Here is a 23010-nt window from a genome sequence, read left to right as displayed (position 1 = left end):
TGCCTCCCACGCCACGGCCGTCCGGTTCGCCGAAACCCTAACGGACAGCGGTGACACCGGGACAGTAGCGACCCGCGCTTTCGCGACGGCCGACGCCGTGACACGCCCGCAGCGCGCCGGGCCGGCGACGTTCACAGTTGTCGATTAGGTTGGCGGTGCGTACACCCGATGGAGGGAGTCCACCTCGTGCGACGAGTCCTCACGGCGGCCACCGCCGCCCTGACCCTCACCGCCGCCGGCACCATGCTCGCCGGCGCACCCGCCCCGGCCGCCCCGACGGGCTGGGGCCGGCCCGTCGTCTCGGCCGCGCCGCAACCCGGCGCTCCGGGCCTGAACGACACCTACTTCCCCGACTACGGCAACGGCGGCTACGACGTCTCGCACTACGACGTCCGGCTGCGCTACGAGCCGGCCACCGACCGGCTCACCGGCACCACCACGATCCTCGCCACCGCGACGCAGGACCTCTCGGCGTTCAACCTGGACTTCCTGCTCGACGTCGAGTCGGTGCGGGTCAACGGCTGGGAGGCCCGCACCGCCAGAGCGGGCGCGCACGAGCTGGTGGTCACCCCGGCCCGCACGATCACCCGGGGCCAGCAGCTCACCATCGTGGTGCGCTACGACGGCATCCCATCGGAGACCCTGGTCGGCGGCTACACCGGTTGGACGCGCACCGACGACGGGGCACTCGCGGTCAACGAGCCCGAGTCGGCGTGGTGGTGGTTCCCGAGCAACGATCACCCGCTGGACAAGGCCACCTTCGACATCTCCGTCTCGGTGCCCACCGGCGTCGAGGTGATCAGCAATGGCGTGCAGCCCCGGCCGCCGGCGGCCGAGGCCGGCAACCGCACCCGGTGGATCTGGCGGACCACCTCCCCCACCGCCACCTACCTGGCCTTCATGGCGATCGGTCAGTACGACATCGTCACCGACACCACGCCGGGCGGTCAGCCGGTGATCAACGCGTACAGCACCTCGCTGGGTGCGCTCGGGCCGGCCGCGCGGGCCAGCATCGAACGGACCGGCGAGATCACCGACTGGGAGAGCGGGATCTTCGGCCCGTACCCGTTCGAGGCGCGAGGTGGCGTGGCCGGTCCGGTGGACGGCATCGGCTTCGCCCTGGAGACGCAGACCCGCCCGGTGTACGGCCCGGGTTTCTGGCGTCGCGGCGCCAACACGTACGTGGTCGCCCACGAGAACGCCCACCAGTGGTTCGGCGACTCGGTCTCGGTGGCCGAGTGGCGCAACATCTGGCTCAACGAGGGCTTCGCCTCGTACGCCGAGTGGCTCTGGTCCGAGGAGCAGGACGAGGGCACCGCGCAGGAGGTCTTCGACTTCGCCTACGCCAGCTACCCCGCAGACGACGAGTTCTGGCAGGTGCTGCCGGGTGACCCGGGCGCGGACCGGGTCTTCGACAACGCGGTCTACGACCGGGGCGCGATGACCCTGCACCAGCTCCGGCTGGCCGTCGGCGACGACGCGTTCTTCGCGATCCTGCCGGCGTGGACGGCCGAGCACCGGTACGGCAACGGCACCATCGAAGAGTTCCAGGCGCTGGCCGAGCGGATCTCCGGTCTGGACCTGGACGAGCTGTTCACCACCTGGCTGTTCACCGCGGGCCGGCCCGACGTGGCCAGCGCCGCCCGCAAGGCCGCCCCGCCGGCCGAGCCGAAGTCCTGGGCCAAGATCCGGGAGTCCCACGAGGCGCACGAGGCGCACGGCCTGCTGTCGCACTAGCACTAGCGGCAGTCGTCACCCGGGAGGCCCGTCGCCCAGGCGGCGGGCCTTTCTGCGTCCCCGCTGGTCCCGCCGGAGCGATCTCACCTACCACCGCTGCGCCCCGTCGCTCCTCCCCCACGCGTCCTTTGCTCTGCTTCAACGGACGCAACACCGGTTGTCCGACTATCGGACGTGCGGTGTTGCGTGGAGTGAAGCAGAGCAAAGGACCCGCAGAGGTGGTTGGCCGCCGGGCCGGAGTCGTCGCCAGCTGTCGGATTCGGGGTGGACCGGGTCGCGCAGGCTGCTGCGGAGCCGGTCGATCGCGTCTCAGGACGCCGGCGTCACCGAACGGTCCACGGTCGCCGGGGACCCCGCCGCCTCGGCCGTGCTCGCCTCGACGGCGCGGATGTGCCGGTAGGCGAACCAGAGCGGCGGGAACGCCCCGACCGCGAAGGACAGGTCGATGAGCGTCCAGAACCACGGGATGTCCCGGATCGGGCCGCAGATCAGCGCCAGCGGAACGATCCCCGCGCAGGCAATCATGCCGACCTGCACCACCCAGACGTTGCGCACCGGGTCACGCAGCGGCCCCCAGAACGCCACCGCCAGCACCAGGTGGGCGAAGGCCAGCCAGTCGGTGCCGTAGAGCAGGAACGGGTAGTCCTGCCCCGCCGTCACGAGGCCGGTGTGGACCCGCTCGATCCAGTCGACGAGCGCCGGCACCTGGCCGGCGATCGGGTCCAGCGCGCGCAGCAGCCAGCGCACCTCGATCTCCAGCGGGAAAGCGGTGGCACCGCTCAGGAAGAGGCCGATCAGCACGATCCACAGCCATCGACGCGTACGCCGCAACCGCTCCTCGATGTCCATGACCGCAGCGTAACGATGATCTTCGTGCCGGTTCGGCCCGCCAGCGGTGACAGCTGTCTCACCGACGTCCGGCCGGCGCGGCAGGTGTCTGCCGCGTCGGCCGGACGGCGCCGAAACTCCTCAGCGAACGGCCAGTCAGCGAACGGCGAGCGGCTGCGCGGCCGGACCGACCGGCGCTGGCAACGCGCCGGCACCACCCAGGTAACCGTGGATCGCGGCGGCCGCCGCGCGCCCTTCGGCGATGGCCCACACGATCAGCGAGGCGCCCCGGTGCATGTCACCGGCGACGAACACGCCGTCGGCGGCGGTCTGCCAGTCGTCGCGGGCGTCGATCGCCCCCCGCGGGTTGCGGGTCACCCCGAACTGCTCCAGCAGCGGCTGCTGCTCGGTGCCCTCGAACCCGATCGCCAACAGCACCAGATCCGCCGGCAGCTCCCGCTCGGAGCCCGGGACGACGGTGACCATCCGCCGGCCGTCGCGCTTCTCGACAGTCACCTCGGCGATCCGCATCGCGCACACCTGGCCGGTGCCGTCGTCCACGAACTCCTGCACGGCCACGGCGAAGACCCGCTCGCCACCCTCCTCGTGCGCCGGGTAGCTGCGCAGGACCCACGGCCACGTCGGCCACGGGTCCCGGGCCTCGTCGCGCTCGCTCGGCGGCTGCGGGTACAGGTCGAGCTGGTGCACGCCGGCGGCGCCCTGCCGGTGGGCGACGCCGAGGCAGTCGGCCGCCGTGTCCCCGCCACCGATGATCACCACGTGCTTGCCGGACGCGTCGATCGGCGTGCCGTCCGGCAGCACCGCGCGGGTCGCCCGGCCCTCGCCGGTGACCGCCACGCCAGGCCCGCCGCCGGCCGCCGTGGCGACCGCGCGATTCGCCGCGACCAGGTGCGCCATCGCCTGGTGTACGCCCCGCAGCGCCCGCCCCGGGGTCTCGGGGGTGTCCCGGCCCTGCAAGGCCCCGCAGGCCAGCAGCACCGCGTCGTGCTCCGCGCGCAACTGCTCGGCGGTGACGTCGACGCCGACGTTCACACCGGTGCGGAAGCGCACCCCCTCGGCGGCGAGCTGCGCCAACCGGGCGTCGATGTGCCGCTTCTCCAACTTGAAGTCGGGGATGCCGTACCGGAGGAGGCCGCCGATCGCGTCGTCGCGCTCGTACACCGTCACGGCGTGACCGGCGCGGGCCAGTTGCTGGGCGGCGGCCAGGCCGGCGGGCCCGGAACCGACCACGGCGACCGACCGGCCCGACGGCGCCGGCACCGGGCGCGGGGTGAACCCGCGCGCCGCGGCCGCGTCGGCGATCTCCACCTCGACCTGCTTGATGGTGACCGGCTGGCCGCCGGCGATACCCAGCACGCAGGCCGCCTCGCAGGGCGCCGGGCAGAGCCGGCCGGTGAACTCCGGGAAGTTGTTGGTGGCGTGCAACGACTCCACCGCGGCGTCCCAGTTGCCGGTGCGGACCAGGTCGTTCCAGTCCGGGATGCGATTGCCCAGCGGGCAGCCGTCGTGGCAGAACGGGATGCCGCAGTCCATGCATCGCGTGGCCTGCTCGCGGATGAGGTCCTCGCCGGCCGGCGGGTACACCTCCCGCCAGTCGCTGATCCGCACCGGCACCGGGCGGCGGGCCGGCAGCCGCCGGTCGTAGCGCAGGAAACCGTTCGGGTCAGGCACGTGCCACCTCCTGGGCAGCCACCCGCGGGGCGGGCGGCACCGGCATCGCCGGCACAGCGGGTGCGGTCAGTTCTGTCATGACCGCGTCGTCGACGTCGCGGCCGGCTGCTTCGGCGGCCCGCATGATCTCCAGCACCCGGCGGTAGTCGCGGGGTACCACGGCGGTGAACTCGGACACCGCCTCCGGCCAGCGCTTGAGCAGGTCCTCGGCGACCGCCGACCCGGTCTCGGCCACGTGTCGCTGCACCAGCTCGTGCAGCAGCGCCTGCTCCTGCTCGCCCAGCGGCGCGAGGTCGACCAGTTCGGTGTTGACCCGGGCCCGGTCCAACAGGTGCACGAACGCTGTCCCGCCGGACATGCCGGCGGCGAAGTTGCGGCCGGTCGCGCCGAGCACCACCACCGTGCCGCCGGTCATGTACTCGCAGCCGTGGTCGCCGACGCCCTCGACGACGGCGACCGCGCCGGAGTTGCGGACCGCGAACCGCTCCCCCACCCGGCCGCGCAGGAAGACCTCGCCCGCCGTGGCTCCGTACAGGATGGTGTTGCCGGCGATGATCTGATCCTCCGCACGCTGCCCCGGCTCGGCGTCGGGGTCGAGGAACGGCGCGGCGGCGTCCGGACGGACGATGAGCCGGCCCCCGGAGAGGCCCTTGCCCACGTAGTCGTTGGCGTCGCCGTGCAGACGCAGGGTCACCCCGCGCGGCAGGAACGCGCCGAACGACTGCCCGGCGGTGCCGTGCAGCACGAACTCGACGGTGTCCTCGGGCAGGCCGGTGCCGCCGAAGCGGCGGGTCACCTCGCCGCCGAGCATCGCGCCGACGCTGCGGTGCTCGTTGCGCACCGCGACCTCGACGCGGACCGGCGTGCCCTCGGACAGCGCCGGCCGGGCGAGCGCGATCAGCTCGTTGTCCAGGGCGTGCTCCAGGCCGTGGTCCTGGGCGCGCACCCCGCGCCGGGCAGCGCCGGCGGGCAGTTCCGGCAGGTGCAGGACGGGTGCCAGATCGAGCCCGTGTGCCTTCCAGTGCGACACCGCCGGGGCCACGTCGAGCAGTTCGGTCTGCCCGATGGCCTCCTCGATGGACCGGAAGCCCAGCTCGGCCAGGTAGCCCCGAACCTCCTCGGCGAGGAACAGGAAGAAGTTCTCCACGAACTCCGGCGTGCCCGTGTACCGCTCCCGCAGCACCGGGTTCTGGGTGGCGATGCCGACCGGGCAGGTGTCCAGGTGGCAGACCCGCATCATCACGCAGCCCGAGACGATCAGCGGCGCGGTCGCGAAGCCGAACTCCTCCGCGCCGAGCAGCGCCGCGATCAGCACGTCCCGGCCGGTCTTGAGCTGGCCGTCGACCTGCACGGTGACCCGGTCACGCAGCTTGTTGAGCAGCAGCGTCTGCTGCGCCTCGGCCAGCCCCAGCTCCCACGGGGTGCCGGCGTGTTTGAGCGAGTTCATCGGGGACGCGCCCGTGCCGCCGTCGTGGCCGGAGATCAGGATGACGTCGGCCTTGAGCTTGGCCACACCGGCGGCGACGGTGCCCACACCCACCTCGCTGACCAGCTTGACGTGCACCCGGGCGGCCGGGTTGACGCACTTCAGGTCGTGCACGAGCTGGGCCAGATCCTCGATGGAGTAGATGTCGTGGTGCGGCGGCGGCGAGATCAGGCCGACGCCGGGAGTGGCGTGCCGGGTCCGGGCGATCCACGGCCAGACCTTGTTGCCGGGCAGCTGGCCGCCCTCGCCGGGCTTGGCGCCCTGGGCCATCTTGATCTGCAGGTCGTCCGCGTTGACCAGGTATTCGCTGGTGACACCGAACCGACCGCTGGCGATCTGCTTGACCGAGGAGCGCCGCAGCGGGTCGTGCAGCCGATCGACGTCCTCGCCACCCTCGCCGGTGTTGGACTTGCCGCCGAGGCGGTTCATCGCGATGGCCAGCGTCTCGTGCGCCTCGGCCGAGATCGAGCCGTACGACATGGCGCCGGTGGCGAACCGCTTGACGATCTCGGTGGCCGGCTCGACCTCCTCGATCGGCACCGCCGGGCGGACGCCGGTGCGCAGGGTGAACAGCCCACGCAGCGAGCCGGCCTGCGCGGCGAGCGCGTCGACCTTCGCGGTGTACTCCCGGAAGACGTCGTACTGCCGGCTGCGGGTGGCGTGCTGGAGCAGGAAGACCGTCTCCGGGTTGAACAGGTGCAGCTCACCCTCGCGGCGCCACTGGTACTCGCCACCGACCTCCAACCGGTCGGAGGCGGCGGAGCCCGCCGGCGGCCAGGCCAGCGCGTGTCGGGCGGCCACCTCGGCGTGCACACCGGCCAGCCCGACGCCGCCGATCCGGCTCGGGGTGCCCCGGAAGTAACGCTCGATCAGCCGGGTGTCCAGGCCGACCGCCTCGAAGACCTGCGCACCGCAGTACGACGAGACCGTCGAGATGCCCATCTTCGACATGATCTTCAGAACGCCCTTGCCGAGCGCCTTGGCGTAGTTGCGTACCGCGACCGTGGGCGGCACGCCGGCCAGCGCGCCCGTGTTGATCATGTCCTCCACGGACTCGAACGCCAGGTACGGGTTGACCGCCGCCGCGCCGTACCCGATCAGGACCGCCGCGTGGTGCACCTCTCGGCAGTCGCCGGACTCCACGATCAGCGCCGCCTGGGTACGCGTCTGCTCCCGCACCAGGTGCTGGTGCACGGCGGCGGTGAGCAGCAACGACGGGATCGGCGCGAGATCGGCGTTGGAGTCCCGGTCGGAGAGCACCAGGATGCGCACGCCGTCCTCGATGGCCTCGGAGACGTGCCGGCAGATCTCGATCAGTCGCGCCTTGATCCCGGCGGCGCCCTCGCGGATGCGGTACAGCCCGGAGACCCGCACCGCTTTGAAGCCGGGCAGGTCGCCGTCCTCGTCGATGGAGAGGATCTTCGCCAGCTCGTCGTTGTCGATGATCGGGTGCGGCAGCACGATCTGTCGGCAGCTCGCCGCGCCCGGGTCGAGCAGGTTGCCCTCCGGCCCGATCGTCGACACCAGGCTGGTCACCAGCTCCTCGCGGATGGCGTCCAGCGGCGGATTCGTCACCTGGGCGAAGAGCTGGTGGAAGTAGTCGTAGAGCAGCCGCGGCCGGGTGGACAGCGGCGAGATCGGGGTGTCCGTGCCCATCGAGCCCAGCGGCTCCGCGCCACTACGCGCCATCGGCGCGAGCAGGACCTTCAGCTCCTCCTCGGTGTAGCCGAAGGTCTGCTGGCGGCGGCGCACCGAGTCGTGGGTGTAGACGGTGTGCTCACGCGGCGGCAGGTCGTCCAGCTCGATCAGCCCGGCGTGCAGCCACTCGCCGTACGGCTGCGCGGCGGCCAACTCGGACTTGATCTCGTCGTCGTGCACGATCCGCCCGGCCACGGTGTCGACCAGGAACATCCGGCCCGGCTGGAGTCGCCCCTTCGCGACGACGTGGGCGGGGTCGAAGTCGAGCACGCCCGCCTCGGAGCCGAGCACCACGAGGCCGTCCTCGGTCTGCCACCAGCGCCCCGGGCGCAGCCCGTTGCGGTCCAGCACCGCGCCGACGATCTCGCCGTCGGTGAAGGCCACCGACGCCGGACCGTCCCACGGCTCCATGAGGCTGGCGTGGAAGCGGTAGAAGGATCTCCGACAGTGGTCCATGTCGGGGTCGTTCTCCCAGGCCTCCGGGATCATCATGAGGACCGCGTGCGGCAGGCTCCGCCCGGCCAGGTGCAGCAGCTCCAGCACCTCGTCGAAGTTCGCCGAGTCGGAGGCGGCGGGGGTGCAGACCGGAAAGACCCGCCGGATGTTGCCCGGCACGTTCGGCGAGCGCAGGAGCGCCTCGCGGGCCTGCATCCAGTTGCGGTTGCCCCGGATCGTGTTGATCTCGCCGTTGTGGGCGATGAACCGGTACGGGTGCGCCAGCGGCCAGGACGGGAACGTGTTGGTGGAGAAGCGGGAGTGGACCAGCGCGATCGCGCTCTCCACCCGCTCGTCGCGCAGGTCGGGGTAGAACGCCGGCAGTTGGTCGGGCGTGAGCATGCCCTTGTAGACCATGGTGCGGCTGGACAGCGACGGGAAGTACGCCGGCACACCCCGCTCGGCGGTCTCCCGCTCGGCCTGCTTGCGCAGGCAGAAGGCCACCCGGTCCAGGTCGATGCCGCTCAGCGCGGAACCGGCCGGCCCGGCGGGCGAGTCGGTGAGGCGGTGGGCGGCCACGAAGACCTGCCGCACCCGGGGCATGGCCGCCAGGGCGGTGTCGCCGAGGCCCTGCGGCTCGATCGGCACGTCCCGCCAGCCGAGCAGGTCCGCGCCCTCGACCAGCGCGTACTTCTCGACCACCCGGCGGGCACGGGCCTCGGCGGCGTCGTCGTCGGGCAGGAACACCAGGCCCGTGGCGTACTCGCCGGCCGGTGGCAGCGTGACGTCCGCGACCGCGCGCAGGAACGCGTCCGGGACCTGGATCATGATGCCCGCGCCGTCACCGGTGTTGGGCTCCGCGCCCCGGGCGCCCCGGTGGTCCAAACGGCAGAGCGCACCGAGCCCGTTGGCGACGACCGCATGGGACCGTCGGCCGTGCATGTCCGCCACGAAGGCCACCCCGCAGGCGTCGTGCTCCTGCGCCGGGTCGTAGAGGCCCTGGGCGGGCGGATGGGGGCCGGGCGTCGGGGACTTCTGTGGGCTGTGCGGGTGCGGCTGTGTGATGTCCGCGTACGGCTGAGCCACCGGGCCTCCTGTCGTCACTCAGGTTGGATCATGGTGGGGACGACGTCGGCCCGTGGGTCTATTGAGTCTACGTTAGGGCTGAGGGCACAAGGCCACTCAAGATTGATCACACCGTCCAGAGTCTGGGACGTGTAGTCTCGCGCAGTGGATTCGGTGCACAAGGACATCTTCGACCGGTTGGAACGTTTCTACGACGCGGTGCCCCGCGACGTCGCCGGTGCCGAGGACCACGGCAAGTTGGTGCTGTTCGTCCGCGAGGGTGCCGGCTGGCCGTTCTACGCCCGTCCCCGGATCGGCGTCACCGAGGCGCCGTCCCTGGCCGACGTGACATCGGTGCGGGAGCGCCAGCGGGAACTGGGCCTGCCGGAGGCCTTCGAGTGGGTGCACGAGACGACCCCGGAGCTGTTGGCGGTGGCCCGCTCGGCGGGGCTGAACGTGCTGGAGGCCCCGCTGATGGTCCTCGACCCGGCCGCGTTGCCCGACCCGGCGACGCTCTCCGACGTACCCGTGCGGGTGCTGGCGGCGGACTCGCCCGACTTCGCCGCCGACGTGGCCGCCCGCCGGGCGGTGGCGGCCGTGGCGTTCGGCGCCGCGGGCACCGAGCCCGGCCCGGCCGGGCCGGCCGAGCGTGACGCGGCGGTCACCGAGTTGGAGCTCGCCGCGCTGGATGAGGAGCGGGCCCGGATCGCCGACGGCCGGCGGATCTCCGCGCTGGCCGGCACGCCGACCGAGGGCGCGCTGGCCAGCGGCATGGCGATGCGGGTGGACGACGTCGCGGAGATCGCCGGGGTAGCCACCCTGCCGGCCGTCCGCCGTCGCGGCATCGGCGCCGCCCTGACCGCCACCCTCGCCCGTGAACTGCTCGCCGCCGGCACCGGCCTCGTCTTCCTCTCCGCGGGCAGCGAGGCGATCGCACGGGTCTACCTGCGGGTCGGCTTCCGCCGCATCGGCACCGCCTGCATCGCCGAGCCCGCCGCCCTGATCCCCTGAACCGCGCGGTTTCCCGGAGCCACGGGGACGGTCAGGCCGGCGGACGCCACTGCGCCGCGGAGGCGGCGGCGCTGGAGAGCAGCCGCGAGTTGATGGTGCCGAGCGCCGCGTCGCGGGCGCGCAGCGCCAACCGGCCCCGGGTCTGGAGCACCGCCGACATGCGCCGGGTCTGGCGGACCACGGTCGCCGCCCGGGGACGGCGCACCCGGTCGTACGTCTGCACGGCGTCGGGCAGGCGGGCCTCGCGCAGCAGCGAGGCGAGCGTCGCGGCGTCCTCGAACGCGAGGCAGGCGCCCTGACCGAGGTGCGGCGGCATGGCGTGCGCCGCGTCACCGAGCAGCACCACCCCGCCCGGCCCGACTCCGAAGCCGTAGGCGCGGGGCAACGGGCGCAGCTCACGGACCTCCTGCTGCACCAGGTCGCTCGGGTCGGTGGCGTCGAGCAGCGCGGCGATCGGCGCCGGCCAGCCGGCATACCAGCGGCGCAGGAGGGCGAGCTGGGTCTCCGGCGGTTCGGGGCGGGGAGCACCAGCGGCGGTGGCGACCCAGTAGATGCCACCCCGGCTGGAACCACCCGATGAGCCCCGCTCGCCCAGCGAGGCGGCCACGAACCGGTAGCCCGCGCCGAGGACCTCCCCGGCGATCGGCTGGTCGGCGGGCAGCCGAGGCGCCCGGTACCAGGGGATGACAGCCCGCCAGGCCGCACAGCCCGAGCTGACCACGCCGGACTCGGGGGCCAGTTGGCGACGGATGACGCTGTCCGTGCCGTCCGCGGCGACCACCAGGTCGGCCTCGATGGTGTGCCGTCCGTCGCTCACACCCGGGCGTTCGCCCGACTCGACGCGAACGTGGCGAACGGTCACCCCGGTACGCAGCTCGACCCGGTCACCGAGGCCGGCGATCAACGCGTCGTGCAGGTCCTCCCGGTGCACCACCACCGGCATCCGGTCGGCCGGCGTCGGCCGGGGTTGCACCAGCCAGTGCCCGTCCGGGCGGCGGACCCCACCGTCGGGCAGCGGGGTCGCGATGGCGGCCAGACCGGCGCCGAGGCCGAGGGCCTGCAACGCGCGGACGCCGTTGGGCCAGAGCACCACGGCGGTCGGTTCGGGGCGGACCCGCTCGGCGCGGTCCAGCAGGGTGACCTGCCAACCGGACCGGGCCAGCGCGCCGGCGACCGCGAGGCCTCCGACCCCGGCGCCGACCACCACCGCGCTTCGCATCGGTGCCGCCCCCGCTCAGCTGTCCCGGTCGGCGGGGCGCACGCCGGAGGCGTCGGCCCGGTCCTCGTCGCGCGCCTCCCGCGTGTCATCCACCGGCTCGTCGGCGCGGGTGCTGGCTGCCTCGTCGTCGGTCGCCTCGGCGTCGAGCGGCTCGGCGCCCTCGGGGCGTACCTCGTCGTCCGCCTCCGGCGGCGCCACGCCGGTGTCCCGCCAGGTGTCGTACTGCTCCTCGCTGACCACCCGGTAACCCTCGGGGGCGGCGGCACGCGCGCTGGTCTGGCCCTCGGAGAGGTCGACCTGGGACAGGTCGGACGTGGTGGGCGGCGTGGGGGTGCCCGCCAGACCGATCGGGATCAGGTACTCCCGGGGGCCGCGGACCCGCACGAAGTAGACCAACGCGCCGAGGAAGACCAGGGCGGCCGTCCAGACGTTGAGCCGTACGCCGAAGATCTGGTTCGCCTCGTCGGTGCGCATCAGCTCGATCCAGAACCGGCCGACGGTGTAGCCCATCACGTACAGCGCGAACGCCCGGCCCCGCCCGAGCCGCAACCGCCGGTCCAGGATGAGGACCAGCGCGACCACGCCGAGATTCCACAGCGCCTCGTAGAGGAACGTCGGGTGGTAGAGGCCGGGTTCGAGGATCGGCTGCCCAGCGTCGTCCCGCAGCGCGTGCCCCGGGTTGTCCGGGTCCATCCGGTGGATCTCCAGGCCCCACGGCAGCGTCGTACGGCCACCGAACAGCTCGTTGTTGAACCAGTTGCCGAGCCGCCCGACGGCCTGGGCCAGCGGCAGCCCGGGCGCGAGCGCGTCGGCCACCACGCCGAACGGAATGCCCAGCTGGCGGGCTGCGATCCACGCGCCGATCGCCCCACCGGCGACGGCGCCCCAGATGCCGAGACCGCCCTCCCAGATGGCGAACGCCTTCAGCGGTTCGCCACCGGCGCCGAAGTACTTCTCCGGAGAGGTGATCACGTGGTAGATCCGGGCGCCGATGATGCCCGCGGGCACCGCCCAGACGGCGATGTCGAGCACCGCCCCGGGCGCGACGCCGCGCTGACGCAGGCGGCGTTCGGTCACCCAGCAGGCCAGCACGATGCCGGCGATGATGCACAGCGCGTACGCCCGGATCGGAACCGGCCCGAGCTGCCATACCGCGGTGCTGGGACTGGGCAGGGCCGCCTGGGGGGACAGCGAGGCGATGGTCACGGGTGCACACGCTACCGCTGCGCACCCCCGCAGCGGCACCCCGGGCCGCCGCGCACGGATCCCGATGACTTCTGGTTTGCGCCGCCGTACGCTCTTTGTCCATGAGCGTGCTCACCTGGGCGGTCGCCGCGGTCGTCACCGACGACGCCGGCCGGGTGCTGCTCTGCCGCCAGGGCCGGGGCCAGCGCCGGTACGCGTTGCCCGGCGGCCGGCTGCGCCCGGCGGAGAGCCCGGTGCGGGCGGCGCTGCGCGACATCCGCGCCGAAACCGGCTGGGAGATCGACCTGGTCGACCTGGTGGGCGTCTACCACCTCGACGGTCCGACGACGCAGACGCGGGCCGGCCGGGCCGGGCCGCTGCCGGACATCCTGGTGCACGTGTTCCGCGCGCGTGTCGCCGCGGGCCGGCCGAGCGCCGACCCGCCGCCGGGCTGCCGGCTGTCCTGGCACGCCCCCGGCGCGCTGCCCGAGGCCGTCACCCCACTCACCCGGGCAGCCGTCACCGACGGGCTCGCCGGCCGCTCCGGCGTCCTGCGCCGCGTCTCCTGGGCGCTCGACACCGTCACCCCCACGCCGCCGGGCCGCCCCACCGCGCAGGACCGGCCTGCCGCGCAGGACCGCAGTGCCGCGCAGGCCCGCAGTGCCGCGCAGGACCGCAGTGCCGCGCAGGACCGCAGTGCCGCGCAGGACCGCAGTGCCGCGCAGGCCCGGCCGAGCGCGGATCGCGATGAGCGGTCGGGGGCCGGTCAGCCGCCGGAGCAGCGTGGCGAGCCGGCAGCCGACCCGTCCCTTCTGCCCTGACTCGCACTGCCGGTGATCCACTGCCGGTAATCCCGCTGCCTGACGCCGCACGGTCTGACGCCGCGCTGGCCCCGGCCGGGGCCAGCGGGGGCCGCGAGTCGTTGATGCCCTGCGCCTTGGGGAGCACACCCGCTGAAGAGCCGTATACCTGTGAGTCATAAAAATGACTCACAGGTATACGGCTCTTCAGCAAAAGGCACGCCGGGCGCTCATGCCGTCCGTTGCACCGGCCAGCCCACACGCCAGGCGGGGGCCGAGTTCAGCGGGCGGGGTTGCGGACGCCCTCGGCGAGTTCGGCGCTGAGGGCGCGCAGCGCGGCCAGCCCCTCGGCCTCGGAGGAGGCGTCCAGCACACAACGGACGAGCGCGCTGCCGACGATCACCCCGTCGGCGTACCCGGCGACGGTGCTGGCCTGCGCGCCGGTGCCCACGCCCAGACCGACACCGACCGGCAGGTCGGTGACCGCGCGAACCCGCGAGACCAACGTGGGGGCGGCGTCGGACGTCCGCGCCCGAGCGCCCGTCACCCCCATCACGGCGGTGGCGTAGACGAAGCCCCGGCAGTTGTCCACGGTCATCGCCACCCGGGCGTCGGTGGACGACGGCGACACCAGGAAGGTGCGGTCCAGGCCGTGCGCGTCCGAGGCGGCCAGCCACTCGGCAGCCTCGTCGGGGATGAGGTCCGGCGTGATCAGACCGGTGCCGCCGGCGGCGGCGAGGTCGCGGGCGAACACGTCCACGCCGTACCGCTCGATGGGGTTCCAGTAGGTCATCGTGACGACCGGCGCACCGGTCGCCGCGACCGCCTCGATGATGCGCAGCGCGTCGGACGTACGGACGCCGCCGGCCAGCGCGATGTCGCTGGCCTTCTGGATGACCGGGCCGTCCATCACCGGATCCGAGTACGGAATCTCGACCTCGATGACGTCGACGCCGGCCTCGACCATGGCCGTCATGGCCGCGATGCTGCCCTCGACGGTCGGGAACCCGGCCGGCATGCAGCCGACCAGCACGGCTCGCCCGTCGGCCCGGGCCTTGTCGAAGGCCACTCCGATGCGGCTCATCTCAGTGCTCCTTGTCGAGGATGCCGAAGTAGTCCCCGGCCGTGTGCACGTCCTTGTCGCCCCGGCCGGAGAGGTTGACCACGATGGTGGGCTCCCGGCCCAGCTCGGCGGCCAGCTTCGGAGCCAGCGTGACGGTGCCGGCGAGCGCGTGCGCGCTCTCGATCGCCGGGATGATCCCCTCGGTGCGGCAGAGCAGCTCGAACGCGGCCATCGCCTCGGCGTCGGTGACGGGCAGGTAGCTGGCCCGGCCGGTGTCGTGCAGCCAGGCATGCTCGGGCCCGATGCCCGGATAGTCCAGGCCCGCGGAGATCGAGTGCGACTCCAGCGTCTGCCCGTCGGCGTCCTGCAGCACGTACGTGCGGGCGCCGTGCAGCACACCCGCCGACCCGCCGGTGATGCTCGCGGCGTGCCGACTGGTGGTCACCCCGTCGCCGCCGGCCTCGAAGCCGTAGAGCCGCACGTCCTCGTCGGGAACGAAGGCGTGGAAGATGCCCAGCGCGTTGGAGCCGCCGCCGACGCAGGCGGTGACGGCGTCCGGCAGCGCGCCGGTCAGGTCGAGGCACTGCTGACGGGCCTCGTCACCGATGCCCCGGACGAAGTCACGGACCATCGCCGGGAACGGGTGCGGCCCGGCAGCGGTGCCGATCAGGTAGTGGGTCTCGTCAACGTTCGCCACCCAGTCGCGCATGGCCTCGTTCATCGCGTCCTTGAGGGTGCGCGAACCGGTGGTGACCGGGACGACTGTGGCGCCGAGCATCCGCATCCGGGCCACGTTGAGCGCCTGCCGTTCGGTGTCGACCTCGCCCATGTAGACGACGCACTCCAGGTCGAACAGGGCGGCGGCGGTCGCGGTGGCGACGCCGTGCTGGCCCGCCCCGGTCTCGGCGATCACCCGGGTCTTGCCCATCCGCTTGGTGAGCAGTGCCTGGCCGAGCACGTTGCGGACCTTGTGGGCGCCGGTGTGGTTGAGGTCCTCACGCTTGAGCAGCACCCGCGCGCCGACCTTCGCGGAGAACCGCCGGGCCTCGTAGAGCAGCGACGGCGTGCCCGCGTAGTCGCGCAGCAGCGCCCCGAACTCGGCCCGGAAGGACTCGTCCGCGATCGCCGTACGCCACGCCCCGTCGAGCTCGTCCAGCGCGGCCACCAGGGCCTCGGGCACGAACCGACCGCCGAAGCGGCCGAAGTGGCCGGCGGAGTCGGGCTGCGAGCCGGCCACCGGGGCCAGCGCATCGGCGCTCATCGGAAATCCTCTCGGTGGGGCGTCACACCGGCGCGGGTCAGCGCACCGGCCGGGGCGTCGCCGGGTGGTTGCCGGCGTTGACCAGTTCGGCCACCGCCTCGCGTGGGCTCTTCTGGGTGACGAGGCCCTCGCCGACGAGGACCGCGTCCGCGCCCGCGGAGGCGTACCGGATCAGGTCGTGCGGGCCGCGGACACCGGACTCGGCGATCTTGACGACGCTGCTCGGCAGGCCCGGCGCGATCCGCTCGAACACCGTCCGATCCACCTGAAGGGTACGCAGGTCACGGGCGTTGACCCCAATCACCTGGGCACCGGCCTCCAGGGCCCGGTCGGCCTCCTCCTCGTCGTGGACCTCGACGAGCGCGGTCATGCCCAGCGACTCGATCCGCTCCAGCAGGCCCATCAGCACGTTCTGCTCAAGGGCGGCCACGATCAGCAGGACCAGGTCGGCGCCGTGCGCGCGCGCCTCGTGCACCTGGTAGCTGGAGACCACGAAGTCCTTGCGCAGCACGGGCACGGTGACCGCGGCCCGCACGGCGGCCAGGTCATCGAGGGACCCGCCGAACCAGCGCCCCTCGGTCAGCACGCTGATCGCCCGCGCCCCGCCCGCCGCGTAGTCGACGGCGAGATCGGCCGGATCGGCGATCTCGGCCAGCCGGCCCTTCGACGGCGAGGAGCGCTTGACCTCGGCGATGACCGCTACGCCGGGCTTACGCAACGCCGCGTACGCGTCCAGTGGTGGCGGCGCCGCCGCGGCCAGTTCACGGATCCGTTCCAACGGAACCTGTTCCTGGCGTCGGGCGACGTCCTCGCGCACGCCAGCCAAGATCTCGTCGAGCACGCTTACGGACGCCGCCTGACCGGCCTCGTCCCCCTCCGCGTGCGCATGCTCAGCAGTCACCAACGGACTCCCCTCTCCGGGTGTCATGGGCCGATGCTAGGGGCAGCCGACCGACGCCGGGAGCCGGGGGTATGGCGCTGCTCACGAAAAGGGCTGCGGCATAATGGCCGACCTGCCGTGAACGGGATGTCACGCAGCGCCACCTCCGTTATCGACCGCCGCCACACGACGGGAGCCCGGCGGCCCCGGTCGAACCGGGCCGACCCATCGATCATGCCACCGCTTCCGGCTCGCCGCCCGACGAGAACGACGCCGATCGATGCTGTGAGCAAGCTCAAGGCCGAACGGCCGGTCCCAGGTCGCGGGCATGGCGGGACAGTTGACCGGGCGGTCACCCCGGCGAAACGTCAGCCGGTCAACATCGTCCTCGGGCAGACTCGATGACGCGCCTGCCCGACCGTCGCCAACTCCTCGTGCGGGGTGACCATGAGCATTGTCGAGTCGAACCCGAGCATCGGACTGACCACCATCTCCCGGACCGTGGCGTCACTCGCCGTCGGCGTGGTGCACACCCTGGAGCGGGCCGTCGTCGGCGAGGGCCGGATGCGCACCGCACGCGGCAACGCCTGGGAGGCGGTCTGCGCCGACCGGGCCCGCGCCGACCGACGCGCCGAACTGGACCGCCTGGTGGCCGAACTGGCCGCCGCCCGCGCCGCCGCCGCCCACCCGCAGCGGGAGCGTCAGCCGGTCGGCTGATCAGCCGGCCGTCGGGTCCTCACCCCGGTCCAACGCGTCCCAGGCCTCGGTGGTCCGCCGCCCGGCCATCCGACCCGGTGGGGCAACCGTCGTGGGCTCACTCTCCGTGACGGTCCGCGTCGGCCGCTCGTACCGGGCACCCATCGCCGGCCACCCGCCGCCCCGCAGCGCCGTCCACCCGCCGCCCACGGCGGCGAGCAGACCGCCGAGCAGGCACAGCGCCGGCCACTGCCGGCTCACCACGCCGTCGAGATCGGCCACCAACCCGTAACCGCCACCGGCCGCCACCGCCAGGCCCAGAACGCCCAGCAGCACACCCAGCAGCCGCCGCACCCCACCCCGGGTGGCCAACACCGCGCCACCGCCGGCCAGCGTGACCAACGCCAGCGCCGGCAGCCACGGCAGCAGGGCCGCCCCGCTGCGGGCCTCGCGCACCGGCGGCAGCGGCGCCGGCCGCGCGGTCACCTCGACCGACCAGCCCCGGGTCGCCGCCCACAGCGCCAGGGCCGCGCCCGCCAGGCAGAGCAGCACGGCGTACGTCAACTGGCGCCGACCCCCCACGCCCCCGCCGCCGGTCTCCCGCCGGTCATCGACGCTCACCGTGCCGACTTTTCGTTCGCGACTGCGGGGCTCCGCTGCGCTGCACTCCTCGCGCTCACCGGGCCGACCTTTCGTTCGCGACTGCGGGGCTCCGCTGCGCTGCACTCCTCGCGCTCACCGGGCCGCCCTCAGCGTTTCCGCCGCGGCGATCGCGGCCAGCACGGCGGCGGCCTTGTCGCGGGTCTCCTGCTCCTCGGCGGCCGGATCCGAGTCGGCGACCACCCCCGCGCCGGCCTGCACGTAGGCGCGACCGGCACGGATCAGCGCGGTCCGGATGGCGATCGCCATGTCCAGGTCGCCGCCGAACCCGAAGTAGCCGACCGTGCCGCCGTAGAGACCGCGGCGCACCGGCTCCAACTCCTCGATGATCTCCATGGCCCGCACCTTGGGAGCGCCGGAGAGCGTCCCGGCCGGGAAGGTCGCGGCGAGCGCGTCGAACGCGGAACGGTCGTCACGCAGATTGCCGGTCACGGTGGAGACGATGTGCATCACGTGGCTGTACCGCTCGATGGTCGCGAACTCGGGCACCTGGACGCTGCCGGGCTCGCAGACCCGGCCCAGGTCGTTGCGGCCCAGGTCGACGAGCATCACGTGCTCGGCGCGCTCCTTGGGGTCGGCGAGCAGTTCGGCGGCGAGCCCGGCGTCCGCCGTCGCGGTGGCACCGCGTGGCCGGGTGCCGGCGATCGGATGCAGCAGCGCCCGGCGACGCCCGTCCGCACCGGCGGTGACCTTCAGGTGCGCCTCCGGCGACGAGCCGACGATGTCGAACCCGTCGAAGCGCAGCAGGTACATGTACGGGCTGGGGTTGCTGGTGCGCAGCACCCGGTAGACGTCCAGCGGATCGGCGTGCGTCGCCCGCTCGAAGCGCTGGGACAGCACGATCTGGAAGCACTCGCCCGCCCGGATCGCCTCCTTGGCGGCCTCCACCGCCTTCAGGTAGCCACCCTCAGGCGTACGACAGAGGACCTCGTCGACCGGTGGACGCTCAACCGTGGAGATCATCGGTGGGATGGGCCGGGACAGCGCCGTGGTCATCGCGTCGAGGCGGCCCACCGCGTGGTGGTACGCGGCGGTGACCTGCGCGTCGCGGCCCGGGGTGTCCAGCGGTGGCAGCACCGCGTTGGCCACCAGGATCGCCGAGCCGTCGTAGTGGTCGAGCACCACCAGGTCGGTGGCGAGCATCATGCCCAGCTCCGGCACGCCCAGGTCGTTCTCGGTCAGCTCGGGCAGCCGTTCGAAGCGGCGGACGAGGTCGTAGCCGAGGTAGCCGACCATGCCCCCGGTCAACGGGGGCAGACCGTCGGACGGGTCTGCGAGCGGGCCGGCGAGCGCCGCGACGGTGTCCCGCAGCACCCGCACCGGGTCACCGTCGGTGGGCAGCCCGGCCGGCGGCTGGCCGAGCCAGGTCGCCACCCCGTTCCGCTCGACGAGGGTGGCGCTGCTGCGCACGCCGATGAAGGAGTACCGCGACCAGGCCATGCCCGCTGAGCCGACGCCCTGCTCGGCCGACTCGAGCAGGAACGTGCCGGGCCCGCCGGCGAGCTTGCGGTAGACACCCACCGGGGTCTCGGCGTCGGCCAGCAGGCGTCGGGTGACCGGCACGACGCGCCAGCGGGCGGCCACGTCGGTGAAGGTGGTCAGGTCGGGGCTCACCGCGCCGTCGGTCATGTGCCGGCCCCCGTCACCGGCAGTTCGGTGAAGAAGCAGGTCCGGTGCCCGGTGTGGCAGGCCGCGCCGACCTGGTCGACGCTGACCAGCAGCGCGTCGCCGTCGCAGTCCAGCGCGACCGAGCGCACGTACTGGTGGTGGCCGGAGGTGGCGCCCTTGACCCAGTACTCCCGGCGGCTGCGCGACCAGTAGGTGGCCCGGCCGGTGGTGAGGGTGCGGTGCAGCGCCTCGTCGTCCATCCAGGCGACCATCAGCACCTCGCCGGAGTCGTGGGCGCGCACCACGGCGGCGACCAGGCCGTCGGCGGTGCGGCGCAGCCGGGCCGCGATGGCCGGATCGAGCCGGGACGGACGGGACGGCGTCGACGCCGCCGGGCCGCTCGGATCGCTGGGGACGCCGGTCACCGGCGCGTCAGGTACGGGCACAGTTACCCATTGTCCTGCACGCGGCGCGGGCACCGGCGACGACTCCCGCCGAGGGTTCGGCGGGTGGCCCACGGGCCGGGCGAGCTGGGCCACGTAGCGGTCCAACCGGCCGTCGACCAGGGCGTCGGCCAGGTCGGCGCCGGCCGCGCCGGCGATCTCGGCGGCGTACGGGCGGATCAACGGCAGGATCCCGGCGACCAGCCGTACGGCGGCGGCCCAGAGCTGCCCGGTGCCGCCCGGACGCAGGCCGAGGCAGAGCAGCATGTCGTCCCGGTAGCCGGCGGGGGCGACCGGCAGCTCCAGGGCGGCCGCGAACGCCGCCCGCCGGGAGGACACCCGTACCGACGGGTTCGCCGGGCGCAGCACCGACGGGCAGAGCCGGGCGAGGTCCGCCACGGCGAGCCGGACCCCGAGGCGGTCGGCGGCGGCCCGGGCGGCGGCGGCCTTGCCGAGCATGGCGATCAGCTCCTCCAGCCGGGGTGGCTCGGCGGGCTGGCAGAGCACCGGCAGGTCGATCCGGGGCCGCCAGTGCGGGTCGGCCCAGAGCAGCCGGGCCGGCGTGGTGACCGGCAGCCCGAACGCCCAGTCGGCCGGCTCGCCGAGCCGGTGCACCCAGGAGCGGACGTCGCGGGCGGCCACCGAGACGTGGGTGACCCGGCCGGCGGTCTCGGCCAGGTACGCGCGGCGGGCAGCGTACGGGGAGCCGCCGACCAGCACGTCGAGGTCGACGTCGCTGTGCGCGGTGGCGGCCCGTCGGGCGTGACTGCCGCGCAGCAGGATGCCGACGACCGGCCGTTCAGCGGCGTCCCGCAACCGCGCGGCCCAGTCCTCAAGAAATCCGCTGTGCGGTAACGGAGCGTGACCCACGGCGTCATCGTGCCGTACGCCCGATCAGTACGCAATGCCCGTTGCCGGACCTGCTGTCCGGTCCGAAGCCTACTGCCCGTTGTGATGCTGGGTGCGACGGTGGGCGCTGCCGGGGAAGCGGGCCGTTGCGCGGACGGCGTTATCTCATCTAGCGTTGAGTTCAACAGACGATGAGTTTTTCGGAGGTGCGTGATGCACGACGCGATAACCGTCCGCGACCTGGTGGTCAACCGGGGCGGACGGCGGGTGCTGGACGACATCAGCTGCGCCGTGCCGCGCGGTGCCGTCACCGGTCTGCTGGGCCCCAGCGGCAGCGGCAAGACCACGTTCATGCGCGCGGTGGTCGGCGTGCAGCTGGTCAGCGCGGGGACGGTCACCGTGCTGGGCCAGCCGGCGGGCACCCCGGCGCTGCGCAACCGGGTGGGCTATCTCACGCAGGCGCCGAGCGTCTACGCCGACCTGACCGTCCGGGAGAACGCCCGCTACTTCGCGGCCCTCTACGGCCGTGGTCGTGCCGAGGCCGACGAGGCGGTCAGTGCCGTCGGGCTGGCCGAGGCGGCCGGTCAACTGGTCGCCACCCTCTCCGGCGGTCAGCGCAGCCGCGCCTCGCTGGCCTGCGCCCTGGTCGGCGACCCGGAGCTGGTCATCCTCGACGAGCCCACCGTCGGTCAGGACCCGGTGCTGCGGGCCGACCTGTGGGCCCGGTTCCACGCCATGGCCGCCGCCGGCACCACCCTGCTGGTGTCCAGCCACGTCATGGACGAGGCGGCCCGCTGCGACCGGCTGCTGCTGATCCGCCAGGGGCGGCTGATCGCCGACGACAGCCCGGACGCGATCCGCGCCACCGCTGGCGTGGACGACCTCGACGAGGCGTTCCTGCGACTGATCAAGGCCGGGGAAGCAGAAGCGTCGACGGGACGGGGAGCGAAATGAACGTGCGGATCCTGGCGGCCACCACCGGCCGCATCCTGCGTCAGCTCCGGCACGACCGGCGCACGATCGCGCTGCTCGTGCTCGTGCCGGCCGTCCTGCTCACCCTGGTCTACTTCATGTACGTCGACCAGCCGACCCCGCCGGGGCAGCCGTCGACGTTCGACCGGATCGCGCTGGTGATGCTGGGCATCTTCCCCTTCGTGATCATGTTCCTCGTCACCAGCATCGCGATGCTGCGCGAACGCACCTCCGGCACCCTGGAACGGCTGCTCACCACCCCGCTGGGCAAGCTCGACCTGCTCTTCGGGTACGGCATCGCATTCGGTCTGGCCGCCGCCGCGCAGGCCGCGGTCGCCGCCGGTGTGGCGTACTGGATCTTCGACCTGCGGACCGTCGGAAGCAGCGCTCTGGTGATCGGGATCGCGGTGCTCGACGCGGTGCTCGGCGTCGCCCTGGGCCTGCTGTGCAGCGCCTTCGCCCGCACCGAGTTCCAGGCAGTACAGTTTCTGCCGGTCGTGGTGATCCCTCAGCTCCTGCTCTGTGGGCTGTTCGTGGCCCGCGACCAGATGGCCGGCTGGCTCCAGGCGCTCAGTGACGCCTTCCCCCTGTCGTACGCCATCGAGGCGTTGCAGGAGGTCGGCGCCAACGCCGAGCCGACCGGCACGATGTGGCGGGACGTGGGCGTGGTGCTCGGCGCGGTGGTGCTGGCGCTGGTGCTCGCGGCGGCGACCCTGCGCCGGCGCACCGGCTGACCGGCCCGGCGGCGACCCGCGCCCGCGGGTTGCCGCCAGCCGTCGGGGCGACCGACGGCGTCAGCGGACGAACGAAGGGCGGCGATGACGCGGCGGACCGGCCGGCGACCCGGCAACCCGGACACCCGGGAGGCGATCCTCGACGCGGCGCGGGCGGCGTTCGCCGAGCGCGGCTTCGACGCCGCCTCGATCCGCGGCATCGCCGCCACCGCCGGGGTGGACCCGGCGCTGGTGCACCACTATTTCGGCAGCAAGGACCAGCTCTTCCTGACCGCGATGAACTTCCCCGTCGACCCCGGCCAGATGGTGCCGAGGGTGCTCGCGGGCGACCGGGACGGCGTCGGTGAGCGTCTGGTGCGGACGTTCCTGGGCATCTGGGACTCCCCGGCCGGCAGCGCCGGGGTGGCGCTGCTGCGCTCGGCGGTGAGCAACGAATGGACCGCGCGCCTGCTGCGGGAGTTCATCACCACGCAGGTGCTGCGCCGGGTGCTCGACCAGCTCGACGTCGACCCGGCCGAATTGCCGCTGCGCGGCTCGCTGGTCGCCACCCAGCTGATCGGGTTGGCGATGATCCGGCACGTGGTGCGCATGGAGCCGGTGGCGTCCGCCGACCCGGAAACCCTGGTCGCCGCCATCGGCCCCACCATCCAGCGGTACGTCACCGGACCGCTGCCGACCGGAACGTAGA

At 73.3% G+C, this 23010-nt stretch carries 18 protein-coding genes and 1 pseudogene; 7 read left to right on the top strand and 12 right to left on the bottom strand.

Annotation, left to right across the window (positions count from 1 at the left end; translation table 11 throughout):
- Nucleotides 1-186 precede the first annotated feature (186 nt).
- Complete coding sequence (locus OG505_RS02585) at nt 187-1737, top strand: M1 family metallopeptidase (RefSeq protein WP_405430693.1); 1551 nt, start codon at nt 187-189, stop codon at nt 1735-1737.
- A gap of 309 nt (nt 1738-2046) precedes the next feature.
- Here the strand turns inward: OG505_RS02585 and OG505_RS02580 are convergent, their stop codons facing one another.
- From OG505_RS02580 to gltB, 3 genes are all read right to left on the bottom strand, one after another.
- Nucleotides 2047-2586 (bottom strand): hypothetical protein, encoded by a 540-nt coding sequence (locus OG505_RS02580; protein WP_405430691.1) that lies wholly within the window; start codon nt 2584-2586, stop codon nt 2047-2049.
- A 135-nt stretch (nt 2587-2721) separates the two neighbouring features.
- A complete protein-coding gene (locus tag OG505_RS02575) occupies nt 2722-4257 on the bottom strand; it encodes a glutamate synthase subunit beta (RefSeq protein ID WP_405430690.1) in 1536 nt (511 codons plus the stop codon).
- Nucleotides 4250-8941 (bottom strand): glutamate synthase large subunit, encoded by a 4692-nt coding sequence (gltB, locus tag OG505_RS02570; RefSeq protein ID WP_405434350.1) that lies wholly within the window; start codon nt 8939-8941, stop codon nt 4250-4252. Before gltB ends, OG505_RS02575 begins: the two co-directional genes overlap by 8 nt.
- Nucleotides 8942-9115: 174 nt before the next feature.
- Between gltB and OG505_RS02565 the strand changes: the two genes are divergently transcribed.
- Complete coding sequence (locus OG505_RS02565) at nt 9116-9952, top strand: GNAT family N-acetyltransferase (RefSeq protein ID WP_405434348.1); 837 nt, start codon at nt 9116-9118, stop codon at nt 9950-9952.
- A 31-nt stretch (nt 9953-9983) separates the two neighbouring features.
- Here the strand turns inward: OG505_RS02565 and OG505_RS02560 are convergent, their stop codons facing one another.
- Both OG505_RS02560 and lgt read right to left on the bottom strand, forming a co-directional pair.
- A complete protein-coding gene (locus OG505_RS02560) occupies nt 9984-11171 on the bottom strand; it encodes an FAD-dependent monooxygenase (protein WP_405430688.1) in 1188 nt (395 codons plus the stop codon).
- A gap of 15 nt (nt 11172-11186) precedes the next feature.
- Nucleotides 11187-12377 carry a prolipoprotein diacylglyceryl transferase gene (gene lgt / locus OG505_RS02555; RefSeq protein ID WP_405430687.1) on the bottom strand — a complete coding sequence of 397 codons (1191 nt, stop codon included), beginning with the start codon at nt 12375-12377 and terminating at the stop codon, nt 11187-11189.
- A gap of 101 nt (nt 12378-12478) precedes the next feature.
- Between lgt and OG505_RS02550 the strand changes: the two genes are divergently transcribed.
- Nucleotides 12479-13177 (top strand): NUDIX hydrolase, encoded by a 699-nt coding sequence (locus tag OG505_RS02550; RefSeq protein ID WP_405430686.1) that lies wholly within the window; start codon nt 12479-12481, stop codon nt 13175-13177.
- A gap of 259 nt (nt 13178-13436) precedes the next feature.
- Here OG505_RS02550 and trpA read toward each other — a convergent pair whose 3' ends face one another.
- Genes trpA through trpC form a run of 3 tightly spaced genes read right to left on the bottom strand, consistent with a single transcriptional unit; the run spans nt 13437 to nt 16321 of the window.
- Nucleotides 13437-14240 (bottom strand): tryptophan synthase subunit alpha, encoded by an 804-nt coding sequence (gene trpA / locus OG505_RS02545; RefSeq protein ID WP_405430685.1) that lies wholly within the window; start codon nt 14238-14240, stop codon nt 13437-13439.
- Nucleotide 14241: 1 nt separating this feature from the next.
- Nucleotides 14242-15480: a tryptophan synthase subunit beta gene (gene trpB, locus OG505_RS02540; RefSeq protein ID WP_405430683.1), complete on the bottom strand. Its 1239-nt coding sequence runs from the start codon at nt 15478-15480 to the stop codon at nt 14242-14244.
- Nucleotides 15481-15517: 37 nt separating this feature from the next.
- The gene (trpC, locus tag OG505_RS02535; protein WP_405434347.1) at nt 15518-16321 is read right to left on the bottom strand and encodes an indole-3-glycerol phosphate synthase TrpC; all 804 of its coding nucleotides are present in this window, start codon (nt 16319-16321) and stop codon (nt 15518-15520) included.
- Nucleotides 16322-16807: 486 nt separating this feature from the next.
- Between trpC and OG505_RS02530 the strand changes: the two genes are divergently transcribed.
- Entirely contained in the window at nt 16808-17077 is a 270-nt protein-coding gene (locus OG505_RS02530) for a hypothetical protein (protein ID WP_405430682.1), read from the top strand.
- Here OG505_RS02530 and OG505_RS02525 read toward each other — a convergent pair whose 3' ends face one another.
- From OG505_RS02525 to OG505_RS02510, 4 genes and pseudogenes are all read right to left on the bottom strand, one after another.
- The gene (locus tag OG505_RS02525) at nt 17078-17677 is read right to left on the bottom strand and encodes a Trp biosynthesis-associated membrane protein (RefSeq protein ID WP_405430681.1); all 600 of its coding nucleotides are present in this window, start codon (nt 17675-17677) and stop codon (nt 17078-17080) included.
- A 114-nt stretch (nt 17678-17791) separates the two neighbouring features.
- Entirely contained in the window at nt 17792-19345 is a 1554-nt protein-coding gene (locus tag OG505_RS02520; protein WP_405430680.1) for an anthranilate synthase component I, read from the bottom strand.
- Complete coding sequence (gene hisI, locus OG505_RS02515) at nt 19342-19770, bottom strand: phosphoribosyl-AMP cyclohydrolase (RefSeq protein WP_405434345.1); 429 nt, start codon at nt 19768-19770, stop codon at nt 19342-19344. The genes OG505_RS02520 and hisI overlap by 4 nt, the downstream gene beginning before the upstream one ends.
- Before the next feature lie 180 nt (nt 19771-19950).
- Nucleotides 19951-20274: pseudogene (locus OG505_RS02510) on the bottom strand (phosphoribosyl-AMP cyclohydrolase); the annotation flags it as partial.
- Nucleotides 20275-20829: 555 nt separating this feature from the next.
- Between OG505_RS02510 and OG505_RS02505 the strand changes: the two are divergent.
- The 3 genes from OG505_RS02505 (at nt 20830) to OG505_RS02495 (ending at nt 23009) form a co-directional block, all read left to right on the top strand.
- Nucleotides 20830-21570 carry an ABC transporter ATP-binding protein gene (locus tag OG505_RS02505; RefSeq protein WP_405430678.1) on the top strand — a complete coding sequence of 247 codons (741 nt, stop codon included), beginning with the start codon at nt 20830-20832 and terminating at the stop codon, nt 21568-21570.
- Nucleotides 21567-22322, top strand: a complete 756-nt coding sequence (locus tag OG505_RS02500; protein WP_405430677.1) for an ABC transporter permease — start codon at nt 21567-21569, stop codon at nt 22320-22322. The genes OG505_RS02505 and OG505_RS02500 overlap by 4 nt, the downstream gene beginning before the upstream one ends.
- 84 nt (nt 22323-22406) lie before the next feature.
- Nucleotides 22407-23009 (top strand): TetR family transcriptional regulator, encoded by a 603-nt coding sequence (locus OG505_RS02495; RefSeq protein WP_405430676.1) that lies wholly within the window; start codon nt 22407-22409, stop codon nt 23007-23009.
- The last annotated feature ends 1 nt before the right edge of the window (nt 23010 follow it).

Source organism: Micromonospora sp. NBC_00617 (assembly GCF_045161355.1).
Lineage (GTDB): Bacteria > Actinomycetota > Actinomycetes > Mycobacteriales > Micromonosporaceae > Micromonospora.
This window is presented reverse-complemented; position numbering and strand designations above follow the sequence as displayed.

What these genes read in the sequence shown, in the direction of transcription:
- OG505_RS02530 (WP_405430682.1), top strand. Translation starts at nt 16,808, where the DNA reads ATGAGCATTGTCGAGTCGAACCCGAGCATCGGACTGACCACCATCTCC.
- OG505_RS02495 (WP_405430676.1), top strand. Translation starts at nt 22,407, where the DNA reads ATGACGCGGCGGACCGGCCGGCGACCCGGCAACCCGGACACCCGGGAG.
- trpA (WP_405430685.1), bottom strand. Translation starts at nt 14,240, where the DNA reads ATGAGCCGCATCGGAGTGGCCTTCGACAAGGCCCGGGCCGACGGGCGA.
- OG505_RS02505 (WP_405430678.1), top strand. Translation starts at nt 20,830, where the DNA reads ATGCACGACGCGATAACCGTCCGCGACCTGGTGGTCAACCGGGGCGGA.
- OG505_RS02520 (WP_405430680.1), bottom strand. Translation starts at nt 19,345, where the DNA reads ATGACCGACGGCGCGGTGAGCCCCGACCTGACCACCTTCACCGACGTG.
- OG505_RS02560 (WP_405430688.1), bottom strand. Translation starts at nt 11,171, where the DNA reads ATGCGAAGCGCGGTGGTGGTCGGCGCCGGGGTCGGAGGCCTCGCGGTC.
- OG505_RS02550 (WP_405430686.1), top strand. Translation starts at nt 12,479, where the DNA reads ATGAGCGTGCTCACCTGGGCGGTCGCCGCGGTCGTCACCGACGACGCC.
- OG505_RS02580 (WP_405430691.1), bottom strand. Translation starts at nt 2,586, where the DNA reads ATGGACATCGAGGAGCGGTTGCGGCGTACGCGTCGATGGCTGTGGATC.
- trpB (WP_405430683.1), bottom strand. Translation starts at nt 15,480, where the DNA reads ATGAGCGCCGATGCGCTGGCCCCGGTGGCCGGCTCGCAGCCCGACTCC.
- OG505_RS02500 (WP_405430677.1), top strand. Translation starts at nt 21,567, where the DNA reads ATGAACGTGCGGATCCTGGCGGCCACCACCGGCCGCATCCTGCGTCAG.